The 22,639-nt window shown below is 61.4% G+C and carries 19 protein-coding genes; 10 read left to right on the forward strand and 9 right to left on the reverse strand.

Features of this window, described 5'->3' with window-relative positions:
* Window positions 1-71: 71 nt before the first annotated feature.
* Window positions 72-1,058, reverse strand: coding sequence for a cobaltochelatase subunit CobS (gene cobS / locus CBB63_RS11385; RefSeq protein WP_005854093.1), 987 nt, complete (start codon window positions 1,056-1,058; stop codon window positions 72-74).
* Between the two features lie 242 nt (window positions 1,059-1,300).
* The gene (locus tag CBB63_RS11390) at window positions 1,301-1,927 is read right to left on the reverse strand and encodes a J domain-containing protein (protein ID WP_005854091.1); all 627 of its coding nucleotides are present in this window, start codon (window positions 1,925-1,927) and stop codon (window positions 1,301-1,303) included.
* A gap of 75 nt (window positions 1,928-2,002) precedes the next feature.
* Between CBB63_RS11390 and CBB63_RS11395 the strand changes: the two genes are divergently transcribed.
* Window positions 2,003-2,260, forward strand: a complete 258-nt coding sequence (locus CBB63_RS11395; protein ID WP_005854089.1) for a BolA family protein — start codon at window positions 2,003-2,005, stop codon at window positions 2,258-2,260.
* Window positions 2,261-2,281: 21 nt separating this feature from the next.
* On the opposite strand, the gene CBB63_RS11400 is transcribed toward CBB63_RS11395, so the two are convergent.
* The 3 genes from CBB63_RS11400 to gatB all read right to left on the reverse strand — a co-directional run bounded on the left by CBB63_RS11400 (window position 2,282) and on the right by gatB (window position 4,944).
* Window positions 2,282-2,839: a hypothetical protein gene (locus tag CBB63_RS11400; protein WP_286699227.1), complete on the reverse strand. Its 558-nt coding sequence runs from the start codon at window positions 2,837-2,839 to the stop codon at window positions 2,282-2,284.
* Between the two features lie 46 nt (window positions 2,840-2,885).
* Window positions 2,886-3,353 (reverse strand): thioesterase family protein, encoded by a 468-nt coding sequence (locus tag CBB63_RS11405; RefSeq protein WP_286699228.1) that lies wholly within the window; start codon window positions 3,351-3,353, stop codon window positions 2,886-2,888.
* 79 nt (window positions 3,354-3,432) lie between these two features.
* A complete protein-coding gene (gatB, locus tag CBB63_RS11410) occupies window positions 3,433-4,944 on the reverse strand; it encodes an Asp-tRNA(Asn)/Glu-tRNA(Gln) amidotransferase subunit GatB (protein WP_286699229.1) in 1,512 nt (503 codons plus the stop codon).
* A gap of 1,644 nt (window positions 4,945-6,588) precedes the next feature.
* On the opposite strand from gatB, the gene CBB63_RS11420 reads away from it, so the two are divergent.
* Entirely contained in the window at window positions 6,589-7,431 is an 843-nt protein-coding gene (locus tag CBB63_RS11420) for a transglycosylase SLT domain-containing protein (RefSeq protein ID WP_286699231.1), read from the forward strand.
* Between the two features lie 32 nt (window positions 7,432-7,463).
* On the opposite strand, the gene CBB63_RS11425 is transcribed toward CBB63_RS11420, so the two are convergent.
* Together CBB63_RS11425 and pepN are read right to left on the reverse strand one after the other, a co-directional pair.
* Window positions 7,464-7,958: a hypothetical protein gene (locus CBB63_RS11425; RefSeq protein WP_286699232.1), complete on the reverse strand. Its 495-nt coding sequence runs from the start codon at window positions 7,956-7,958 to the stop codon at window positions 7,464-7,466.
* Entirely contained in the window at window positions 7,918-10,470 is a 2,553-nt protein-coding gene (pepN, locus tag CBB63_RS11430; RefSeq protein ID WP_286699233.1) for an aminopeptidase N, read from the reverse strand. Before pepN ends, CBB63_RS11425 begins: the two co-directional genes overlap by 41 nt.
* A gap of 524 nt (window positions 10,471-10,994) precedes the next feature.
* Here pepN and CBB63_RS11440 point away from each other — a divergent pair.
* From CBB63_RS11440 to CBB63_RS11455, 4 genes are all read left to right on the forward strand, one after another.
* Complete coding sequence (locus CBB63_RS11440; RefSeq protein WP_286699235.1) at window positions 10,995-11,153, forward strand: DUF2256 domain-containing protein; 159 nt, start codon at window positions 10,995-10,997, stop codon at window positions 11,151-11,153.
* Between the two features lie 106 nt (window positions 11,154-11,259).
* Window positions 11,260-13,401, forward strand: coding sequence for a malate synthase G (locus tag CBB63_RS11445; RefSeq protein WP_286699236.1), 2,142 nt, complete (start codon window positions 11,260-11,262; stop codon window positions 13,399-13,401).
* A gap of 85 nt (window positions 13,402-13,486) precedes the next feature.
* On the forward strand, window positions 13,487-13,912 hold the full coding sequence (locus CBB63_RS11450) for a GlcG/HbpS family heme-binding protein (RefSeq protein WP_005854068.1): 426 nt from the start codon (window positions 13,487-13,489) through the stop codon (window positions 13,910-13,912).
* Between the two features lie 74 nt (window positions 13,913-13,986).
* Entirely contained in the window at window positions 13,987-14,763 is a 777-nt protein-coding gene (locus tag CBB63_RS11455) for a gamma-glutamyl-gamma-aminobutyrate hydrolase family protein (RefSeq protein WP_286699237.1), read from the forward strand.
* 272 nt (window positions 14,764-15,035) lie between these two features.
* Here CBB63_RS11455 and CBB63_RS11460 read toward each other — a convergent pair whose 3' ends face one another.
* Entirely contained in the window at window positions 15,036-15,788 is a 753-nt protein-coding gene (locus CBB63_RS11460; protein ID WP_009824896.1) for an SDR family NAD(P)-dependent oxidoreductase, read from the reverse strand.
* Between the two features lie 245 nt (window positions 15,789-16,033).
* Here CBB63_RS11460 and CBB63_RS11465 point away from each other — a divergent pair, with 245 nt between their 5' ends.
* From CBB63_RS11465 to CBB63_RS11480, 4 genes are all read left to right on the forward strand, one after another.
* The gene (locus tag CBB63_RS11465; RefSeq protein WP_286699238.1) at window positions 16,034-17,608 is read left to right on the forward strand and encodes a Re/Si-specific NAD(P)(+) transhydrogenase subunit alpha; all 1,575 of its coding nucleotides are present in this window, start codon (window positions 16,034-16,036) and stop codon (window positions 17,606-17,608) included.
* 13 nt (window positions 17,609-17,621) lie between these two features.
* Entirely contained in the window at window positions 17,622-19,055 is a 1,434-nt protein-coding gene (locus CBB63_RS11470; RefSeq protein ID WP_286699239.1) for an NAD(P)(+) transhydrogenase (Re/Si-specific) subunit beta, read from the forward strand.
* A 124-nt stretch (window positions 19,056-19,179) separates the two neighbouring features.
* Complete coding sequence (locus tag CBB63_RS11475; protein WP_286699240.1) at window positions 19,180-20,079, forward strand: MBL fold metallo-hydrolase; 900 nt, start codon at window positions 19,180-19,182, stop codon at window positions 20,077-20,079.
* A gap of 121 nt (window positions 20,080-20,200) precedes the next feature.
* A complete protein-coding gene (locus CBB63_RS11480; RefSeq protein WP_286699241.1) occupies window positions 20,201-21,484 on the forward strand; it encodes a DUF3422 family protein in 1,284 nt (427 codons plus the stop codon).
* 2 nt (window positions 21,485-21,486) lie between these two features.
* Here the strand turns inward: CBB63_RS11480 and CBB63_RS11485 are convergent, their stop codons facing one another.
* Window positions 21,487-22,521, reverse strand: coding sequence for a YeeE/YedE thiosulfate transporter family protein (locus tag CBB63_RS11485; protein WP_286699242.1), 1,035 nt, complete (start codon window positions 22,519-22,521; stop codon window positions 21,487-21,489).
* Window positions 22,522-22,639 lie beyond the last annotated feature (118 nt).

The following is a 22,639-nucleotide window of genomic DNA, read 5'->3' on the forward strand; positions in this document are numbered from 1 at the left end:
CCACCGATCAAGCTGCCGGTGGACGTCTTGTTCTTCATCCCTGCCAACGCGTGCACGGGGTGGATCGTAGCTTAGCCAAGGCTCAGGCTGGCGGCGGATTCCGGTAGCTCTTCGTCGAACAGACGCTGATAGAATTCGGCCACGGTCTGGCGTTCAAGTTCATCACATTTGTTGAGGAACGACAGGCGGAAGGCATAGCCCACGTCGCGGAAAATCTCGGCGTTCTGGGCCCAGGCAATCACGGTCCGCGGCGACATGACGGTCGAGAGTTCACCATTCATGAAGGCGGTGCGCGTCAGGTCGGCGACGGTAACCATCTGTTTGATCGTCTTGCGGCCTTTTTCGGTGTTGTAATGCGGGTTCTTCGACAGAACGATCTGGGTTTCGGCGTCGATGCTCAGATAGTTCAACGTCGCCACCAGCGACCAACGGTCCATCTGGCCTTGGTTGATCTGCTGCGTGCCGTGGTAAAGACCCGTGGTGTCGCCCAGACCCACCGTGTTCGCGGTCGCGAAGATGCGGAAATAGGGGTGGGGTTCGATTACCTGGTTCTGGTCCAGCAGCGTCAGCTTGCCGTCGACTTCCAGCACACGCTGGATCACGAACATCACATCGGCGCGGCCCGCGTCATATTCATCAAACACGATCGCTGTGGGGTTGCGCAGGGCCCAGGGCAGGATGCCTTCCTGAAAATCCGTGACCTGCTTGCCGTCTTTCAGCTTGATCGCGTCTTTCCCGATCAGGTCGATCCGGCTGATGTGGCTATCAAGATTGACGCGGACACAGGGCCAGTTCAGCAGGCTTGCCACCTGTTCGATGTGAGTGGACTTGCCCGTCCCGTGGTAGCCCTGAACCATCACGCGGCGGTTATGGTTGAACCCCGCAAGGATCGCCATCGTGGTGTCGGGATCGAATTTATAGGTGCTGTCCAGATCGGGAACGCGGCTTGTACGTTCTTCAAAGCCATGCACCACCATGTCGGTGTCGATGCCAAAGACTTCGCGAACGGAGATCTCTTTGGTGGGTTTGGTTGTGAGGTCCAATGAGGTCTCGGCCATATTCTGTACGTCCTTCATGCTTCTGTCTTGCGCACCGCTTGCGGATCAAGGGTGGCGTCCACGGCAACATATCTTTCCTGAGCGCGAGGGAAAGGGGCAATTCGCACCTGCGGCAAAACCGCGAATCCCCGGGACACATGCAAAAAGGGCGGCGCATTTCTCTGCGCCGCCCCATCCCTATGGCTTTTCTGCCCCATCACAGGCGGTTGCCGATGCCCTCGGCCCGCCGGAATGCCGCGGCGTCAGTCCTTGAAGTTGCGGCTGCCCTTCAGCTGGTCCCAAGCCCATACGACGAGCTGCAACTGCTCTTCTTGGCTGCGGTCCCCGCCGTTCATATCGGGGTGGAGCACCTTGATGAGCGCCTTATAGGCCTTGCGCACTTCGGGTTTGGTCCAGGTGTCCTTGGCTTCCAGAATTTCGAGCGCGCGGCGTTCTGTGGGGGGTAGGCGGCGACCGGCGGCAGGCCCTTTGCCGGGGTTCTGCGTCGCGTTCTTGCCCAGAACCTGATGCGGGTCCTCGATGCCCAAACGCGCCCAGGCCCGTGCTTCAGGGTCGCCTAGAGGCTTGGTCGTGCGCTCCCAGACTTTGTCCTTGGACTGCTGGGCGTTCAATTCGGCTTCTGTGGTGCCGTCAAAGAAGTTCCACTTGAGGTTATATTCGCGCACGTGTTTCTGGCAAAACCAGAAATAATCATCCAGCACGTCCGGTGCTTTGGGCGCGCGGTACTTGCCCGGTTCTTCGCAGCCTTCGTGCGAACAGACGCGTTGCGATGTCTCGGACGCACCGGACATCCCGCGACGGCCACGGGGATTTTTCTTTTTCGAAGACGACACGGACATGTCGAATCCAAAGGGATCACTTTTGGGCATGATATGGACCTTTCCGACTCAGGCCGGTCAGTTTAGACCTTGGGCTGTGAGATTGAAGGGGGGCTGAGCTAAAAAATGTCAGTGACACAAGAAATTGCCGACCGGCTGGAAGAGGCGTTCGCCCCGTCGGAATTAAGCGTCGTTGACGATAGTGAAAGCCATCGCGGCCACGGGGGCTATCGCGAGGGCGGCGAAAGTCATTTTAATGTGAAAATCCGGTCGGCCCATTTCAAGGGGCTGAACCGTGTCGCGCGGCATCGTGCCGTGCATGGCGCGCTTGGGCCCGATCTGATTGGCCGTATTCACGCGCTTGCGCTGGATCTCGACGTTTAAGCGCTGCGTCACGGTTTGCGGCTAGTCTGCCGTCTTATCCGTCTTTGCCGTTTCCGTTTTCGGGGCCGTGGTGTCTGCCTCGGTCTTCGGGGCGGGTTCTGCGGCTGTGGCGGGCGTTTTCACGGTGGTTGATTTGCGGCGCGACGCCAGCGCGTTCAGCAGGGATGGGGCCACCACGGCGGTCTTGCCGTCGTCTTTCGTTTCGCCATGCTCATCCTCGAAATAGGGCGCGTCGCCTGCGTCCTCTGCTTGGGCGGTTTCAGCTTCGGGCTCGGGCGTGTCGTGCGTGTCGGGCTGCGGCGGGGGAAGCAGCTCTGTAGTGACGGCTTCGTCCTCGGGCTCGGCCTCGCGGAGGCGGCGAAACACCAGCACATTGCGCCACTCTGTCGTGCTGCCGGTCAGACCCGCGCGTTCGATCGACGGCAGGGTCTCGGCGCGTTGATATTCCCATCCATACCCTGAAAGACCGTTCATAAGCTCTTGCAGCGCATGGGAAAAGCGCGCTTCTGCCCCTTTGACGTTCTTGGCTTTCAACCCTTTGGTCGGGGCGGGCACAACTTTGTATTCATAGCGTGGCATGGCGGCTGGCTTTCAAATCAATACGGGGGTGGGCAACGGGATACACTCAGCGTTTCAGACCAATCTTGCGGCCCGCCTGTTCNGGATANGGCAAGCTGGCATGGGCTGTTTTCATCGCCTCAAGCCGCGCCATGANGTCGGCGGGCATGGGGGCCACGCGGGGGCCGGACTGGTCAATGTGCAGCGTCAGCGCCTCGCCCGTGGCGGCAAGCCATCCGTCCGCGTGCCAAAGCTGCGTGAAGGAATGGAAACGTTTTTCATCAAAGTCGAGCAGCTGGAAGGTGCAATAGGTCGACGCCCCTTCGTGCAGCTCGCGCAGATAGCAGATGTGGAATTCGGCAACATAGGTGGTGTGGCCGGTCTTCTGATACTCTGGTCCGAACCCGATCTGGTGGTAGGCATCATCGACGGCGTTATCCATCAGCACCGAATAATAGGCCATGTTCAGGTGACCGTTAAAGTCGATCCATTCGGGCTGAACGATGCGCGGCGATGACCGGAAGGGCGTGTCCATAAATGACCTTTCACAGGATGTCGGAGGGGGAGCATGGCAAGAAAAGGGCCGGGGTTTTGGTAAACCCCGGCCCGATGTCTTAGCCGTTCAGTTTTTGCGCGACGATCTGGTTGACCGCTTTGGGGTTCGCCTTGCCGCCCGTGGCCTTCATCGTCTGACCGACGAACCAACCGGCGAGCTTTGGNTTCTCGCGCGCTTTGGCGACCTGATCGGGGTTCGCGGCGATGATCTCGTCCACGGCGGCCTCGATCGCGCTGGTGTCTGTGACCTGCTTCATCCCGCGNTCTTCAACGATCACCGCAGGATCACCGCCTTCGGTATAGACGATTTCAAACAGATCCTTGGCNATCTTGCCCGAAATCGCNTCNGAGGCGATCAGATCAATCACACCACCAAGCTGAGCAGGGCTGACGGGGCTGTCGGTGATGGCTTTTTCGTCTTTCTTGAGACGGCCAAACAGTTCGTTAATCACCCAGTTCGCTGCCATCTTGCCGTCGCGACCCTGTGCGGTCGCCTCGAAATAGCCTGCGCTGTCCAGATCCGAGGTCAGCACCGAGGCGTCATAGTCGCTGAGGCCGAAGTCGTTGATGAAACGCGCTTTCTTGGCGTCAGGCAATTCGGGCAGGTTGGCACCGATGTCGTCCACCCAAGCCTGTTCGATCACCAAAGGCAACAGATCGGGGTCGGGGAAATAGCGATAGTCATGCGCCTCTTCCTTNGAGCGCATGGAGCGGGTTTCCTGCTTGTCCGGATCGAACAGGCGGGTTTCCTGCACCACTTCGCCACCGGCCTCGACGATGGCAATCTGGCGTTTCGCCTCGACCTCGATCGCTTGCTGGATGAACCGCATGGAGTTCATGTTCTTGATCTCGCAGCGCGTGCCCAGATGGCTGAAATCCTGCGTTTCCTGATATTTTTCNTANTGNCCGGGCAGNCAGATCGACACGTTCACATCCGCGCGCATGGCACCGGATTGCATGTCNCCGTTGCANGTCCCCAGATAGCGCAGGATCTGGCGCAGTTTCGTCAGATAGGCGGCTGCCTCTTCGGGGCCGCGAATGTCGGGGCGGCTCACGATCTCCATCAGNGCAACACCGGTGCGGTTCAGGTCGACGAAGGACATGTTCGGGTCCATGTCGTGGATCGATTTGCCCGCGTCCTGTTCAAGGTGGATGCGTTCAACNCGCACCAGCCGCGCCGTGCCGTCGCCCAGTTCCACCAGCACTTCACCTTCGCCCACAATGGGGTGGTAAAGCTGCGAGATCTGNTAGCCCTGTGGCAGGTCGGGGTAGAAATAGTTCTTGCGGTCAAAGGCGCTGTGCAGGTTGATCTCGGCCTTCAGGCCNAGACCCGTGCGCACGGCCTGTTCGACNCAGTATTCGTTGATGGTGGGCAGCATGCCGGGCATGGCCGCGTCAACGAAAGCGACGTTATTGTTCGGCTCGGCCCCGAATTTGGTCGAGGCGGCGGAAAAGAGCTTNGCGTTCGACAGAACCTGCGCGTGNACCTCCATCCCGATGACCAGTTCCCAGTCATGTTTGGCACCCGCAATGGTGCGCACTTTGGGGGTGTCATAGGTCAGGTCAAGCATGGGGGCACCTTTGGCGTCAGAAACAGAACGCCTTGGTCATAAGACAGGGGGCGGGGTGCTGCAAGAGGCAGGCCGCGCCAATGCGCGCACGGACCGGCCAAGAGGTGCTGTCCAAAGGCGATCTTAGGCAGGCGTGGCCTGTGGCCCCTTGCTGGTGAACACGATCCGCTGCCCCGAGGCGAGCTCGGACCGGAACAGGCTGGTCATCACCTGCATTGCATCCTCGCGGCCGGACGCNGCGAANTTATGCGGCGACCGGATGCGCAGGTTGTTGTCAAAGCCNTGGGCGGCATGGGCCCAGATCATCGGGTGCAATTCTGTCAGATGNGCACGGATGATCCATTCGGTGCAGGCACCGATNCGGGCGCGAATGCTGTCGGCGCGTTCGTTTCCGCCGCCGCCAAAGCTGGTCATATTGGCGCAATAGGCCGCCAGCAGGTTCGCGAAATAGGCGGTGGAGTGATGGGCAAGGATGTCGCGCAANCCGTCGATGAAATAGTCAACGTCCAGATTGGCNCAGGCCGTATCATCAGAGCAGATCGCGTCAAACATCACCCAGGTATAGCCACCGGCCCCCCAGACATTCTGCACCCGCGCGGCGGTGCGTCGGGCTTCAAGCTCAAGCTCTGAATAGCCGCCGTGATGGCGCGGCAGCANGTGGTTGCCCAAGGCGCGCATGGGGCGCGGGTTCAGCGGGTTGAGCATANTCAGCTTTTCGTAGCTTTCGCGCAGCCCGCCTTGGTGGTTGAACGGCCCGCTCGCATGGGCGCAGCAGGTGGCCGCGACAAGCGCGCTGGTGGGATGCTGGGNAATGAAGGGGGCGATGATCTCTCCGGCGCGCTCNAANTGGGCGATGCAGGCGTCGCGGTTGCGTTGCGNCNGCACGTTGCTTTCGCCTTTGCCGCGCCACGCCCAGCCGATGTCGATATGCGCCTGTGCCACGACGCAGGCGACGACGTAATCGTCTTGGTGCTCGTCCAGCACATGTTCGAAATCCTCGATCCCGCTCAGCAAGGCTTTGGCAAAGCCGCTGTCCACGTCCTCGATCGCGTGCTCTGTCGCCATGACCACATCGGCACGGGCACCATAGGCGATCAGCTCGGCCACAGGCATGGACCCGGGGGTGAGCCTGCTATCAGCGTCTGCCGCGCGGATCACCTTTGACAGCGCCGCCCAGTTCTCCTGCCGCACCAAGCCTTGGCCCAGCTGGTGGTTTTCATCGCAAAGACGGTCCTCGGCCGTGGGATCAGGGCAGTCGATGCTGAGCATTTCATGGGGCGAAGGTGGCACAGCATCCGGGCGCGGCACGGCGGTTTGCGCGGTTTTCTGAGGGTGCGGGCGGGGCTCTTGCTTGCGCGGCGTTTGGCCAAGATCGTCAGAATCCAACAGCAGCGTCGGAACGCTTTTGCGTTTGAATAAATTCTTGAGGTGCCGCATCGTTTGTCCAGTCCTATATGAACCCGTCTTCTGCCACTGAAAATGGCGGGATAATTAGGCACCAAGATGGCATCGCGATGGTTAGTCTGGGATTTGCCAAGCGTCTGAACGCGGCTTTAAGGCTGAATAATGCCTGATTGTTCAAAGACCGGCGACGATGGCGCGGAACACGCTATGTTGTGCGCGAATACGACTGGGGGAGTAGGAATGTCAGCAAAGATAAGAGCACGCCGCAGCGACATGCGGCGCGGTGGTCTGGGGCGGGTGATTCTCGCGCCGGTGGTGGTCGCGCTACTGTCCGGTGGCGTGGCGCTGCCGCTGGTCGCCGAGACGGTGAATGTCCTGCGCCCTGTGGCCCGCAGCGCGGTCCCTGATCCTGACACCACGCCGCCGACCGCCGCCGCGCCGATCGAACCCGCGCCCGCAGTGCCCGGAGAGGGTGGCACAGCGGGCCCCGACCTTGCGACCGCCGCGCCGATCAATCTTTACGAGGTCTCGCCGCCTGCGCGCAACGGCGTGATCCCGCGCACAAGGTGGCAGCACCGGCGCGGGCATGCGGTCTGGACGCGCACGGCGCTGTCCGCGCTCAAGTCCCACGGCAAGCCTCTGGTTGATATGGTGCCCGCCGACATCAACGACTGGTGCCCGGCCTATCCCACGGCATCGGACGCGGACCGCAGGGCGTTCTGGGTCGGGTTCATGTCGGCGCTGGCGAAACATGAGAGTACTTATAAGGCGCGCGCGGTCGGGGGGGGCGGTCTGTGGTACGGGCTGCTGCAGATCCTGCCTGCCACCGCGCGCGGCTATGGCTGCAACGTCGGCACGGGCGCGGGGTTGCAGAACGGGGCCGCGAACCTGAGCTGTGCGGTGCGGATCATGGCGGTCACCGTGCCCCGTGACGGGGTGATCTATGGCCGCGGCGGGCGTGGTGTCGCGGCGGACTGGGGCCCGTTGCGCAGCCCTGCGAAACGTCGGGACATGTCGCGCTGGCTGAAGCAGCAAGCCTATTGCAAACCACTGGATGCGACGCGCCCCAAGCCGCGCCCCTGAACGCGATCCTGAACGCGCCGCCCGTGGCCGGCCTAGCCGCGCAGGCTAAAGTGGTGCCGCTGCGTGGGGACGCCAGCGGCGTGAAGCGCGTGCTCGAACGGGCGGTGCGGGGGCATGGTATCGGGGGGGATACGTAACCGCTGCCCCGAGCGCAGCACCACCGTCGCGCGTACAGAAAGGTCCAGCCGCGTATCAAGGCGGATGTGGTCGATGGTGTCGAGCGGGATCGTGACCTTATCCTTGCCCCGCTGCCAGACCAGCGCCTGCGGGGAGAGGCTCAGGCTGGCGATGGGGTTCGTCGCAAGATCCCATAGCGCGGGCAGGGTGAAGAGGGCGACGATCGCCAGTATCACAGGGGACGCCTCAATCACGACATAGGCCGTGACCAGCGCCAGCCAGACAGCCGCGACCACCAAAGCCGTCCAAAGGCTGCGCCCCGCCCGCCGATGGTGGAAGGTGCCCCGCGACGGGACACCTTCGGCGGCATCATGCACCGCGGATACGTGTAAGCATTTCGGTCGTGTCACGCGACAGGCCGGGTTGCGACAGGATGCGGTCCAGCTCTGCCTTGATCATGTCCTGACGGTCAGCGTCATAGCGTTTCCATGTCTGGAAGGCCGAACACATCCGCGCAGTGGTCTGCGGGTTCACCGGATCAAGCTGGATCAGCCAATCGGCAAGCAGACGATAGCCCGCCCCCGAAGAATGGTGGAAGCCTGCGTGATGCGCAGCAAAGGCCCCCAGCACAGCGCGGAAGCGGTTGGGGTTCTTCCAGTTGAAGTCAGGGTGTTTGGTCAGCGTCTCGACCACCTCGTGGGCGTCCTCGGGGTCGGCTTCCATCACCTGCAGGCCGAACCATTTGTCCATGACCAGACGGTCCGCTTTCCACTGTGCCTCGAAGGCCTCGACAGCCTTGTTGCCGCGACCGGCGCGGACCAGATTGGCCAGCGCGGAAAGCTGCTGGGTCATATTGTCGGCCGCGTCATATTGCTCTTGCGCGAGCACGCCGTCGTCATTGCGCGTCAGCAGTGACAGGGCGGCATTGGACAGGGCGCGCTTGCCCGCCTGCTTGGCGTTTGGCTCAAACGGGGCGTCGACGGTGTGACGGCGATAAAGCGTCGGCAACAGATCGGCAAAGGCGTCGGCCATCGCGGCGCGGGTCGCCTCGGTCGCGGCATAGATGATGTCGGGGTCNGGGGTGTCGCCNGCCTCTGANANCGCNCGCGCCAGATCGGATTGCGANGGCANCCCCAGCATCAGCGCGCGATACGCCGGATCAAGGGTTTCATCCCCGATCACCGCGCGGATACCGGCCAGCCAATCCTTGTTCGGGGCCTTGCCCTCGCGGATCATCCCAAGCAGCGAGCCATAGGCCAGCATGCGCCCCTGTTCCCAACGGTTGAACGGATCGCTGTCATGGGCCAGCAGATGCGCGCGNTCTGCGTCCGACAGGTCTTGGGTCAGCACCACCGGCGCGGAAAAGCCGCGCAGCACGGATGCCACAGGGCGCGTTCCCAGATCGTCAAAGACAAAGCTTTGTTCGGCCTGCGTCATTTCCAGCACCGTGGTCTCGTGCACCTCGTCCCCGTCCTGACCGATCAGCCCGACAGCGATCGGCAGCACATAGGGCTGCGGGTCGGCGGTGGCCGCGCTGGCGGGGGTGTGCTGCTTGAAATGCAACGTCAATGTGCCGTGGTCCCAGCTTTCGGTGACCGACAGCTGCGGCGTGCCCGCTTGGGAATACCAGCGCTTGAACTGCCCCAGATCGCGGCCTGTTGTATCCTCGAACACCTGTAGCCAGTCTTCGATGGTACAAGCCTGCCCGTCGTGGCGATCGAAATAGAGGTCAAGCGCTTTTGAATACGCCTCGTCCCCGACCAGCAGCTTGAGCATGCCAATCACCTCGGCCCCTTTTTCATAGACCGTGGCNGTGTAGAAGTTGTTGATTTCCTGAAAGCTCTCGGGGCGCACGGGGTGGGCCAGCGGGCCTTGATCCTCGGGGAACTGGCGGGCGCGCAGGTCGATCACATCACCGATCCGCTTCACCGCGGCAGAGCGCATGTCAGAGGTGAACTGGCTGTCGCGATAGACCGTCAGCCCTTCCTTCAGGCACAGCTGAAACCAGTCACGGCAGGTGATGCGGTTGCCGGTCCAGTTGTGGAAATACTCATGCGCGATNATCGCCTCGATCCGTTCAAAGTTCATATCGGTCGAGGTTTCGGGCGACGCGAGAACGGCGGAGGAGTTGAAGATGTTCAACCCCTTATTCTCCATCGCGCCCATGTTGAAGTCATCCACGGCAACGATGTTGAACAGATCAAGNTCGTATTCTCGGCCATAAACGTCCTCGTCCCATTTCATACTGTCTTTCAGCGCCTGCATNCCNAANGCGCATTTGCCTTCGTCACCGGGGCGCACATAGAGGTTCAGGTCAACCTTGCGGCCNGATTTCGTNGTGAAGCTGCCGGGGTGTGCGACCAGATCGCCCGCGACCAGAGCAAACAGGTAGGCAGGCTTGGGCCAGGGATCATGCCATTCGGCGGTATCCTTGCCGCTGCTGACGGGGTTGCCGTTGGACAGCAATACCGGATGTGGTCCGTTGATGGTCACGGTAAACACCGCCATCACATCGGGGCGGTCGGGGTAATAGGTGATCTTGCGAAAGCCTTCCGCCTCGCANTGGGTGCAATACATGCCGTTCGACATATAAAGCCCCTCAAGCGCGGTGTTGCCCATCGGGTCGATCTCTACCTCCGCTTCCCAGACGAAGGGCGCGTTTGGCACATCGCACGTCAGCCCCTGGGGCGTCACCTCGGGCGAGACGGGCGTGCCATCAATCNNGGCCGAGACNAGCGATAGGTTCTCCCCGTGCAGAAAGAACGTNTNGTCGCTTGCATCGGGGTTNGGGCGAAAGGAGATACGGCTTTTGACGCGGGTNTTGCGNGGGTCCAGATCGAANTGCAGCGCGACATCGTCGATGATAAAGCCATAAGGCGTGTAGTCGGCCAGATATATCGTCTGGGGGGCAGCGTCGCGCATGTTTTTTCCTTCTGTTTGGAACCAGATGTCCAGCGCTCAAGTTAGTCTTGCAACACGGCACCTGCAAGGTCGCCACCCGAGAAGATCAACTTTCACCGAACCCATCGGAGGGCATCATGTCTGCACCCGACACAAATATCGACAAGCAAGAGAAACAGCACAAACCCGCGCTGCTTGGCGTCAAAGGCGCGATGATNTTCGGCATCGTGATNNNNGCCATTCTTGGCTTCATCCTGATCGACAACGGTCGCGAAGACCGTCAGCCCGCTGCCGAAGAAGGNACGCAGGCCATCACCACTGACAGCACCGTCCCCGCGGTGACCGAGGAAGACACAAGCGGCGCAACACAGGCNGACGANACCANCGCAGCGCCTGTTGATCCCGTCGCACCGGGGACAAACGAAAGCAACTGAGTTTTATAAGCGCTTTTAACGATTGAAGATTTAATGATTTGGACGGCAGGCTTTGGTAACAAGGCCTGCCGTTTTTTATGATGATAGGGATTATCCGGGGGGTAAGGCGCAATGGCGAAAATGCGCAAGAAATCAGATCTGCCGACCAAGATATGCCAAAGCTGCGGGTTGCCCTTTAGCTGGCGGCGCAAATGGGCGCGCGATTGGGAGGTGGTGAAATACTGCTCTGACCGATGCCGCAGGGCACGGGGGGCNGNNNGCGCTCGGTAGGGGNTGCATTGGTAAGATGTTTTTACCAATACATGTTGCTCCACGGGGGGATACCTTCTAAGTCTTGTCGCAAAGCAAATTCCACGCGAGCGACAGGAGCTATGAGATGACACAGCGTACCGACAAGAACGGCCTTCAGGTTGCCGCTGAACTGGTTGATTTTATCGAGGGTGCAGCACTGCCCGGCACCGGCATCGATGCGGGAACGTTCTGGGCGGGGCTCAGCGATCTGGTGCGTGACCTTGGCCCCAAGAACCGCGCGCTGTTGCAGACCCGCAAAGACATGCAGGCCAAGATCGACAGCTGGCACAAGGAACGCGCCGGCCAGCCTCATGATGCGGACGCCTACACAAGCTTTCTGCGCGAGATTGGCTATCTGGTGCCCGAAGGCCCCGCGTTCGAGATTGACACGAAAGGCGTCGACCCTGAAATCGCACAGGTGCCTGGCCCGCAGCTGGTGGTGCCGATCACTAACGCCCGCTTTGCCCTGAACGCCGCCAATGCGCGGTGGGGCAGCCTGTATGATGCCTATTACGGCACCGACGCTTTGGGTGATCTGCCGCAGGGCAAGGGATACGATGCGGACCGTGGTGCACGGGTCGTGGCGCAGGCCAAGGCGTTTCTGGATGACGCGGTGCCGCTGGCGTCAGGCAGTCACGCGGACGTAACGGGCTATGCCGTGGTTGACGGCGCGCTGACACCTGCGTTGAAAGATCCGGCGCAGTTTGTCGGCTACCGTGGGGACGCAGCCGCGCCCGAAGCGATCTTGCTGCGCAACAACGGGCTGCACATCGAAATCCGGATCGACGCCGCGCATAACATCGGCAAGACCGATCCGGCAGGCGTGGCGGATGTGCTGCTGGAATCCGCGATGTCCACGATCATGGATTGTGAAGACAGCGTTGCCGCCGTGGACGCCGAGGACAAGGTCGTGGCCTATGGTAACTGGTTGGGGCTGATGAAAGGCGATCTGTCGGAAACCTTCGAGAAGGGCGGCCAGCAGGTCACGCGCGAGATGCACGGGGATCGCGACTATACCGCGCCAGACGGCAGCGCGCTGACGATCAAGGGGCGCTCGCTGATGCTGGTGCGCAATGTCGGCCACCTGATGACCAACCCTGCCATTCTGGACCGCGACGGGCGCGAGATTGGCGAAGGGCTGATGGATGCCATGGTCACCACGCTGATCGCGATGCACGATCTGCAAAAGACCGGGGGCATGCGCAACTCGGTCGCGGGATCGGTCTATGTGGTGAAGCCCAAGATGCACGGGCCCGAGGAAGTAGCCTTTGCCGATGAGATATTTACCCGCGTGGAAACCGTGCTGGGTCTGCCCGCCAATACGGTCAAGCTGGGCATCATGGATGAAGAGCGCCGCACCTCGGTCAACCTCGCGGAATGTATCCGCGCGGCCAAATCGCGCGTGGCCTTTATCAACACCGGCTTCCTTGATCGTACCGGCGACGAGATCCACACCTCTATGGAGGCAGGGCCGATGGTGCCCAAGGGCGAGATGAAAAACGCCCCTTGGATCAGCGCCTACGAGGATCGCAACGTTGATATCGGTCTGGCCTGCGGCCTGCAGGGACGTGCCCAGATCGGCAAGGGCATGTGGGCCATGCCGGATCTGATGGAGGCAATGCTGGAGGCCAAGATCGGTCACCCCAAGGCGGGTGCGAACTGCGCTTGGGTGCCATCGCCCACGGCCGCCACACTGCACGCGATGCACTACCACAAAATCGACGTGCTGGCGCGTCAGGACGAGATCAAACAGGGCGGGGCCCGTGGCACGCTGGCCGATTTGCTGACCATTCCTGTACTGGACAGGCGTAACCTGTCTGACGCGGATATCGCGCAGGAGGTCGAGAACAACGCCCAGGGCATCCTTGGCTATGTTGTGCGATGGGTTGATCAGGGTGTGGGCTGCTCGAAGGTGCCAGACATCCATGACGTCGGTCTGATGGAAGACCGCGCGACCTGCCGCATCTCGGCTCAGGCGCTGGCGAACTGGCTGCACCACGGGGTGATCTCGGAAGAGCAGGTCACGGCGGCTCTCAAGAAGATGGCCGCTGTCGTGGACCGGCAGAATGCGGGCGATCCGCTGTATCAGCCTATGGCACCGGGTTTTGACGGCATCGCCTTTCAAGCGGCCAGTGATCTGGTGCTGAAAGGGCGCGTGCAGCCTTCGGGCTATACCGAACCTGTCCTGCACGCCCGCCGGTTGGAGCTGAAAGCCGCGCAGGGCTGAGTTTGAAGTTTCGGAAAGGGCGAGGGGCCAGCCCCTCGCGCTCCCCGGAGTTTAGTTGGCAAAATGAAGTAACAATGAGGATAGCATGGCAGTCACATTAGAGCAGGCGCGCACGATGATCGCCGAGACGTTCAAGAAGGGGCATGAGCTGGGGCTGAAGCCCTTGTCGGCAGTGGTGCTTGATGCGGGCGGCCACGTGCAAGCCTTCGAGCGGGAAGACGGTGCCGCACCGGGGCGTTTCGGAATAGCCCACGGCAAGGCCTATGGCGCGGTGATGCTGGGGATGGCAGGGCGCGCGCAGATGGCGCGGGCCGAACAGCAGGCCTATTTCATGGCGGCAGTGAACGGTGTGTACGGCGGGGCGGTGGTGCCTGTGCCCGGCGGCTTGCTGCTGCGCGATGACGCCGGCGTGGTGATTGGCGCGCTGGGCGTGACGGGGGATACCTCGGACAATGATGTTAAAGCAGCGCTGGCAGGGATCGAAGCGGCAGGGCTGAAAGGCGAGGAATAACGCCCGCTTTGGGGTGTTGAGGTCGGATTGAGGACGCGGTAGGCTTTGAGCGAAATCAAACTCTGAGGCTGAATATGGCGCGTCCTGTTGTTGGTATTGTCGGAAACACCAGCCTGTTGAACGATCAATATCCGATCCACGCCGCCGGCACGATGAACACCATCGCCGTGGCGCAGGTGTCTGGCTGTTTGCCCTTGATCATCCCGAGCGACCCGTCGCTTGTGTCGGTGGAAGAGCTGTTGGAGACCTGCGACGGCTTTTTGCTGACGGGCGGGCGGCCCAATGTGCATCCCGAGGAATACGGCGAACCCGCGACCGAGGCGCATGGAACCTTTGACCGTGCGCGCGACGCTATCGCCCTGGGGCTGGTGCGCGCCTGCGTTGAACGCGGGCAGCCTTTCTTTGGTGTCTGCCGGGGGTTCCAAGAGGTGAATGTCGCCATGGGTGGCACGCTTTACCCCGAAATCCGCGAGCTACCCGGCCGTATGAACCACCGCATGCCCCCCGATGGCACGATGGAGCAGAAGTTCGAGCTGCGCCACGACGTGACCTTTACCCAAGGGGGCCTCTTCCACGAGGTCTTGGGGGCCCCGAAGGTGCGGACGAATACCTTGCACGGGCAGGGGATCAAGGCGGCTGGTCCGCGTGTGGTGATCGACGGTTTTGCCGAAGACGGCACGCCAGAGGCGATATATATCAAGGACGCGCCGGGGTTCACCCTTGCCGTGCAGTGGCACCCAGAATGGGACGCGGGCAATGATCCGGTGTCGCGTCCCCTGTTCGAACGCTTTGGTGCGGCGGCGCAGGCCTGGGCGGACAGCAAGCATCAGCGGATGTTGAAATCCGCCTGACAGGTTACCCCGACAGCGTGATGCGCGGCACATGCAAGGGGCCTGACCTTGCAAGATAGCGGGCGGTCAGCGTGTCGATCTTCTGCCAGAGGAAATCCGGCGGTGCGGCGGATCTTGGCTGCGGCGCGCGTGGTTTGCCCGCGTGCTGGGGGCATCGTTTGCGACAGCTTTGAAAAGCGACGGCGCTTGGGGGCGGGGCTATCGGGTATGTGATCTTGTGCATGGGGCGACCTTAGCCGCCCCAAAGTTAACAAATCATGACCGGTGGGGGATTACATCTCGCCGCCGGTGACCTGGATGCATTGGCCGTTGATGCTTTGCGACCCCGGACCGGTGAGCCATGCGGCCGCGGCTGTGACCTCGGACACCTCGATCAGCCGCTTGTGCGGGTTGGAGTTGACCATGATCGCGCGCGCTTTTTCTTCCGAGATACCAGCACGTTCCGAGATCGACGCCGTATTGCGCGACACGATGGGCGTGTCGACATAGCCGGGGCAGATCGCGTTGAACGTATAGGGTTGCCCCAGATAATCCGCCGCCAGCGATTTGACCAAACCGATCATCCCGTGTTTCGACGCCGAATAGGCCGCAGCCCCGGGCAGCCCCTTCAGGCCCGCCATCGAAGAGATCGCGATGACGCGGCCCCAGTCGGTATCGCGCATGGTTTTCAACGATTCGCGGATGGTCAGAAAAGCACCGTCGAGATTGGTCGACATCATATTGCGCCAGAAATCCATGTCGGTCTTATGCACGGCCTTACCCTCGGCGATGCCGGCGTTGGGGATGCAGATCTGGATCGGACCGTGGGCTTTGACGGCGGCGGCGATCTTGGCGACCACGTCTTCCTCGCTGCGCACATCCATTGCCATGCCGGTCATGTTATCGCCTGCGACCTCGTCCAGCACCTCTTGGCGTCGGCCTGTGATGGTCACATGTGCGCCCCGTGCGGCCAGATCCCGCGCGATGTCCAGCCCGATGCCGGTGCCGCCGCCCGTGATCAGCGCGTGTTTTCCCTGTAGGTCCATTCTGCTCTCCCTTATGAAATGGATCATCATGGGGGCATGCTGTCGGCAGCAGGGGGCAGGCGCAAGGGCGCACGGGTTTTCACGCAACGTCGTAAACCTAAAAATCGGGCTGTTAGCGCTATTGACGCTGCAAAACGCTGTTCTAATTATGTCCGTCTCTTGTACTATAGGAACCCAAGCGCTATCGCTCTGGGTAATATTATTGCGCCACACTGGGCGTAGAAGCACAAACGGGGGACTCTGGATTGAAGATCGGGACGCCAAAAGAAACATTTGAAGGGGAAAATCGCGTTGCGATGACTCCGGAATCAGCGTTGCAGCTGCAAAAGCTTGGTCATAGATGTATGATCGAAGCTGGCGCAGGCGAGGCGGCTGGTTTTTCCAACGATAAATATGTCGAAGCCGGGGTAGAGGTGATCGACACGGCGGCCGAGCTTTGGGAGACGGCGGATGTCGTGGCCAAGGTCCGCGTCCCCAACACGGAAGAAATGGCGATGCTGCGGTCCGACCAGACGCTGATCTCTTTCTTCAGCCCTGTGGCCGATGAGGCCAAGATGAAAGAGGCGGCCGAGAAAGGCACCACTGTCGTCGCGATGGAGATGATCCCCCGGATCAGCCGCGCGCAGAAAATGGACGCGCTGTCGTCCATGGCTAACATCGCGGGCTACCGTGCGGTGATCGAGGCAGGCAACAACTTTGGCCGCTTCTTTACCGGTCAGATCACGGCGGCGGGCAAGGTGCCTCCGGCGAAGGTTCTGGTTGTCGGTGCCGGTGTTGCCGGTCTGGCCGCAATCGGGACGTCCACATCCCTTGGCGCGATCACGCTGGCATTTGACGTGCGTCCCGAAGTGGCCGAACAGGTTGAATCGATGGGGGCCGAGTTTGTCTACCTCGATTTCGAGGAAGAGCAGCAGGACGGCTCTGCCTCCGGTGGCTATGCCTCTGTTTCCTCGCCTGAATTCCGCGAGGCACAGCTGGCCAAGTTCCGCGAGCTGGCCCCCGAGGTCGATATCGTCATCACCACCGCTCTGATCCCCAACCGCGAAGCGCCTGAGCTGTGGACCGAAGATATGGTCGCAGCGATGAAGCCCGGGTCGGTGATCGTCGATCTGGCGGCGGAAAAGGGCGGCAACTGCAAGCTGACCAAGATGGACGAGAAAATCGTGACCGAGAATGGCGTGACCATCATCGGCTATACTGATTTCCCAAGCCGGATGGCAACGCAGGCCTCGACGCTTTATGCGACCAACATCCGTCACCTGATGACCGATCTGACGCCGGAAAAAGACGGTGTGGTCAACCACAACATGGAAGACGACGTGATCCGTGGGGCGACCATCACCCATGACAAGGAAGTCACCTTCCCACCGCCGCCCCCCAAGGTCGCGGCAATTGCGGCGGCTCCGAAGAAGGACAAGCCGAAAGAGCTGACGCCGGAAGAGAAACGCGCCAACGAAGTGACCGCGTTCAAGGCACAAACCCGCAATCAGGTCGGCCTGCTGGCCATCGGTGGCGTGCTGCTGTTGGCGGTGGGTCTGGTCGCGCCGGCCAGCTTTATGCAGCACTTTATCGTATTCGTGCTGTCCGTGTTTATCGGCTTCCAGGTGATCTGGGGTGTGGCACACAGTCTGCACACACCGCTGATGGCTGTGACCAATGCGATTTCGTCGATCATCATTCTGGGGGCGGTCATGCAGATCGGGTCCGGGTCGTTCCTGGTGATTATTCTGGCCGCGCTGTCGGTCTTTATGTGCGGGATCAACATCTTTGGTGGCTTCCTCGTGACACGGCGCATGCTTGCCATGTTCCAAAAATCGTAAAGGGTTCAGGTAAATGGATTTTGGTTTTACAACAGCGGCTTACGTAGTCGCCGCCATCCTCTTCATCCTCAGCCTTGGCGGGCTGTCAGGTCAGGAAAGCGCCAAGCGCGCGGTATGGTACGGGATCGTGGGCATGGCTTTGGCCGTGGCTGCGACATTGATCGGGCCGGGGGCCGGCTTCTGGCTGCTGTCGCTGATCCTGATCGCGGGTGGCGGTGCCATCGGCTATCAACTGGCGACAAAAGTGCAGATGACGCAGATGCCCGAACTGGTTGCCGCGATGCACAGCCTCGTGGGTCTGGCGGCGGTTTTCGTCGGCTACAACGCGCATATCGAACTGGGCAACGTGCTGGCGATGGATGACACCGCCCGCAAGGCGACCGAAGGGTTCGCAGCGCTGCTGGCCAAGAAAGACAGCGTCGAGATCGCGATCCTGCGGGTTGAACTGTTCCTTGGTGTGTTCATCGGTGCCATCACCTTTACTGGGTCGGTCATCGCCTATGGTAAGCTGGCGGGGCGCGTGGATACGTCGGCGACAAAACTGCCCGGCGGTCACATCCTGAACGCGGCGGCTGCTGGCCTGTCGCTGCTCTGCCTGATCTGGTACTTCAACACCGGTGGTTTCCTGCCGCTGTTCATCATGACCCTGGCGGCGCTGTTCATCGGCTACCACCTGATCATGGGTATCGGCGGCGCGGATATGCCCGTGGTTGTGTCGATGCTGAACAGCTACTCTGGCTGGGCCGCGGCGGCGATTGGTTTCAGCCTTGGCAACGATCTTCTGATCGTCGTGGGGGCGCTGGTCGGCTCGTCCGGGGCGATCCTGTCCTACATCATGTGTAAGGCGATGAACCGGTCGTTCGTCAGCGTGATCCTCGGCGGTTTCGGCGGGACATCCGGTCCGCAGATGGAGGTCGAGGGCGAGCAGGTCGCAATCGACACCGACGGTGTGGCCACCCTGCTGAACGAGGCCGACAGCGTCATCATCATCCCCGGTTACGGCATGGCGGTCGCGCAGGCGCAGCAAGCGGTCAGCGAGCTGGTCAAGAAGCTGCGGGCCAAAGGCAAGAACGTGCGTTTCGCCATTCACCCCGTTGCGGGGCGTCTGCCGGGCCACATGAACGTGCTGCTGGCCGAGGCCAAAGTGCCCTATGACATCGTGATGGAGATGGACGAGATCAACGATGATTTCCCGTCAACCGACGTGGCGATCGTTATCGGGTCCAATGACATCGTGAACCCTGCCGCACAGGACGACCCCAACAGCCCCATCGCCGGTATGCCGGTTCTGGAATGCTGGAAGGCCAAGAACGTCATCGTGTCCAAACGCGGGCAGGGGACAGGCTATTCCGGCATCGAGAACCCGCTGTTCTTCAAGGACAACACGCGGATGCTTTACGGCGACGCCAAGGCGAGCCTCGACAAGCTGCTGCCGCTGATCGACTGATCACGCGACACGCGACAAACCAAGGGGCGGTGCAGCAATGCGCCGCCCCTTTTGCTTTTGGGGCGAAGGCAGTGGAACTCAAGCCGGTGGCACGTGTTGAATTGTCATATAGGAGGATTTGAATATGAAGTTTTCGCGCACCAGCCCCTCGACCGGCCCCGGTTCCCCTGAAGTGACCGGCTTTTACGATGACGATACCGGCAGCATCCAATATCTGGTGGCTGATCCGGCGACCTCAAAAGCGGCGGTGATCGACGTGGTTCTGGGCTTCAGCCCACAAAGTGCGGCGACTGACACGCAGCATGTCGATACCATCCTGCGCCACGCCGAAGCCGCGGGCTACGAGATCCAATGGATCCTCGACACCCACCCCCATGCGGACCATCTCATGGCCTCACACGTATTGAAACAGCGGTTGAACAAGCCCAATGCCATCGGGGCAAAGGTGAGAGAGATCGCAGAGCTCTGGCGTGACTATTACAACATGCCCGACGCCTTTGATCCCGCCGCCGATTTCGACCACCTGTTCGAGGATGGCGATACATTCACCATCGGCGAGCTGCCCGTGCGGGTGATGCTGTCGCCGGGGCACACGTTGGGGTCGATCACCTATGTTGTAGGCTCTGATGCGGCTTTTGTGCATGACAGCTTTATGCAGCCTGACGTGGGCACGGCGCGCGCCGATTTCCCGGGTGGCACCGCGGCTGAACTCTACCAGTCCCTGCAGGATATCCTTGCCCTGCCGGATGCCACGCGCCTGTTCATCGGCCATGACTATGGCACCGAGTATCGCAGCCAACCTACTTGGGAATCCACCGTGGCCGAACAACGCCGGCACAACGCCCATATCGGCGGTGGCGTGTCGCAGCAAAGCTTCGTCGACCAGCGCGAGGCGCGGGACAAAACCCTCGCGCTGCCCGACCGGATGCTGCATGTCTTGCAGATGAACCTTAGGGCAGGGCGCTTGCCGGAGGCGGAAGACAACGGTCACGCCTACCTCAAGATACCGGTCAATCGGTTCTGAAACGGGTCCGGTATTCCGCGGTATACGGTTAACCCTATGAAAGATATGTGAAATATCACTAGGCGAATGGCGGTGGTCACGATAGACTGCTTTGATTGACCCCTTGTAGAAAGCCCGCATCGTGCCCGCCCTCGACGATCACCCCCTGCGCTATACGCTCAATAGCGAGCTGCACGCCCGCCCGTTCCCCTCGCTCACCGCGCCCCATGTTGCGGCCTATCTGGCCGTGCGCCCATTGGGGGAGGCCGCGCGGCGGGACCGCTCTGTCGATCTGCAACAGCTCCGTGATCTCTTGGCCCATTATGGTGCGCCGCTNCCCGCCGNGGACGCGACCCATTATTTCGGNCCGATGGGGAAATATACGCTGAAGTGGGAGCAGCANACCGAGTTCGTGACCTATACNGTGTTTCTNGATCAGCTCGGCCAGCGCCCCTTTGATCCGGCAGAGTTTGATGTNTTCCCNCAGGATTGGCGCGCGGGCCTGAACGCGCAGCGGATCACCTCTATTCTGCTGCGGCTGGTGCCCCGCCCGCNACAGGACGCGCAGATCGCCGAGNCGTTGCAAGACTGGTTCGTCCCCGAAAGCCTCGCCGTGGCATCGGTGCTTGAAGATGCTGCCGTCATCGCCAGCGATTTCCGTATCGACCCCGCGGGCCACATGCGCATGGCAATCTTTGCCAGCGAAGGCACGGGCAGCCGCCGCTTGGGCCGCATCGTGCAACGTCTGTGCGAGATAGAGACCTATAAATCCATGTCGATGCTCGGCTTTGCCAAGGTGCGCGAATTCTCGGGTCAGTTGGACCGTATCGATGCAGAGCTGAACGATCTGATGGCGGGTATGGCAGGCACCTCTGCCATGGCCGAAGACACGCTGCACCGGCTGCTGGATATCTCTGTCGGGCTAGAGGCGCTTTCGGCCGATGCGTCTTACCGTCTGGGCGCGACAGAGGCGTATCAAGCCATCGTCGCACAGCGGATCGGAGCCTTGCGCGAAACACGGTTCATGGCGCGGCAAGGGTTTGATGAATTCATGATGCGCCGNTACGAGCCTGCGATGCGTACGGTCACATCCTCGGAAACACGGCTCAATAAAATGTCCGCCCGCGCCAGCCGCGCGGCCGAATTGTTGCGGACACGGGTNGATGTGGAACGATCCGCGCAAAATCAGGCNATACTGGCCAGCATGGACAAACGCTCTGACCTGCAACTGCGCTTGCAACACACGGTCGAAGGGCTGTCCGTGGTCGCGATCAGCTATTACGCGGTGTCGCTGGTGGGCTATATGCTNTACCCGCTGGCCGACCGTATCGGGGTCAGCAAGGGCACGCTCACGGCAGTGGCCGTCCCGGTGGTCGTGCTGCTGATCTGGGGGCTGCTGCGCCGCCTGCGCCACAAGATCAAATAGGGTCAGTTGCCCGCCGGTGTTGCGCGCAGGAAGGCATGCATCGCCAGCACGCCGACACCGATCATCACAATCGCAAGGATCGCGGCAAGNGACAGCGTNGGCACGCCGGACAATCCGGCCCCCAGCGTGCAGCCGCCCGCCAGTACACCGCCCACACCCATCANNGCNGCTCCGGTCAGATAGCGGCCNGTCTGGGCGGGTGTCTCGAAACTCTGCCAGCCAAAGCCGCCAAAGATCAGGCTCGACGCGCAGGCCCCCAGGGCCACGCCCCCCAAAAGCCCGACGCCAAAGCCCGCGGGGATCGAACTGCTGGCCACCACCCAGAACAGCGCATCGGCCGAAGGAGAGGTGAACGACAGGCTTTCCATCGCGATCGGGTCGAATTCGTCAAACAGGATAAACCCCGTCCCGACCCAGGCCAGCGGGACCAGCAGGCCAATCATCGCCGCCATCACCAGATGGGTCCAGCGGTTGCCCGATCGCAGCGCCACGGCAAGGGCCGCTACCACGATCAGCCCGCCCCACAGCATCACCCCCCCGGGCAGGGCGGCAAGGCTGACGTAATCGCCAAGCCCAAGNGTCACACTGCCAAGCGCCNCGCGCATCGGGGCCAGCACGCCTTTCAACGTGGCATGGGCCACNACNGCAAANACAACCACNACCAANGCCGCGCGCAAGTTGCCGGAGCCCGCCAGAATGGTCAGCCGAGAGATACAGCCCCGCGTCAACACCATCCCCGCGCCAAAAAGCAGCCCGCCNATGCCAATCGCCAGATAGGGCACATCCGGCACCATAAAGCGGTGGTCGGCAAAGCTGATCCAGCCCATGGCGACCGCGACCTGCGTCCCCAGCACGGCAAAGGCNAGCGCTGTCAGCCAGACCCCTTTTGCNGCGCGCCGGTCCTCGCCAATCAGTGAGCGGCGAAAACAGAATTTGGTGATCTGCCCGAGTATGCCAAAGATCACCCCAACCGCCAGCGCGAACCAGACAGCCGCCTGTTGCGGTGTGGTGGTCTCAAAACCGAATTGTTCAAACATCCCCGTGATCCCCTTGACGACAGCACGACAGTTCCCTGACGCGGAAANCGCCTAAGTTCAAGCCTTTTGCGCCCCCACGACAAAGGGAGGCCGCAGCCCCCCTTCACCCTTTCTCAAA

This window comes from Sulfitobacter sp. TMED3 (genome assembly GCF_002167505.1).
Lineage (GTDB): Bacteria > Pseudomonadota > Alphaproteobacteria > Rhodobacterales > Rhodobacteraceae > Sulfitobacter > Sulfitobacter pontiacus.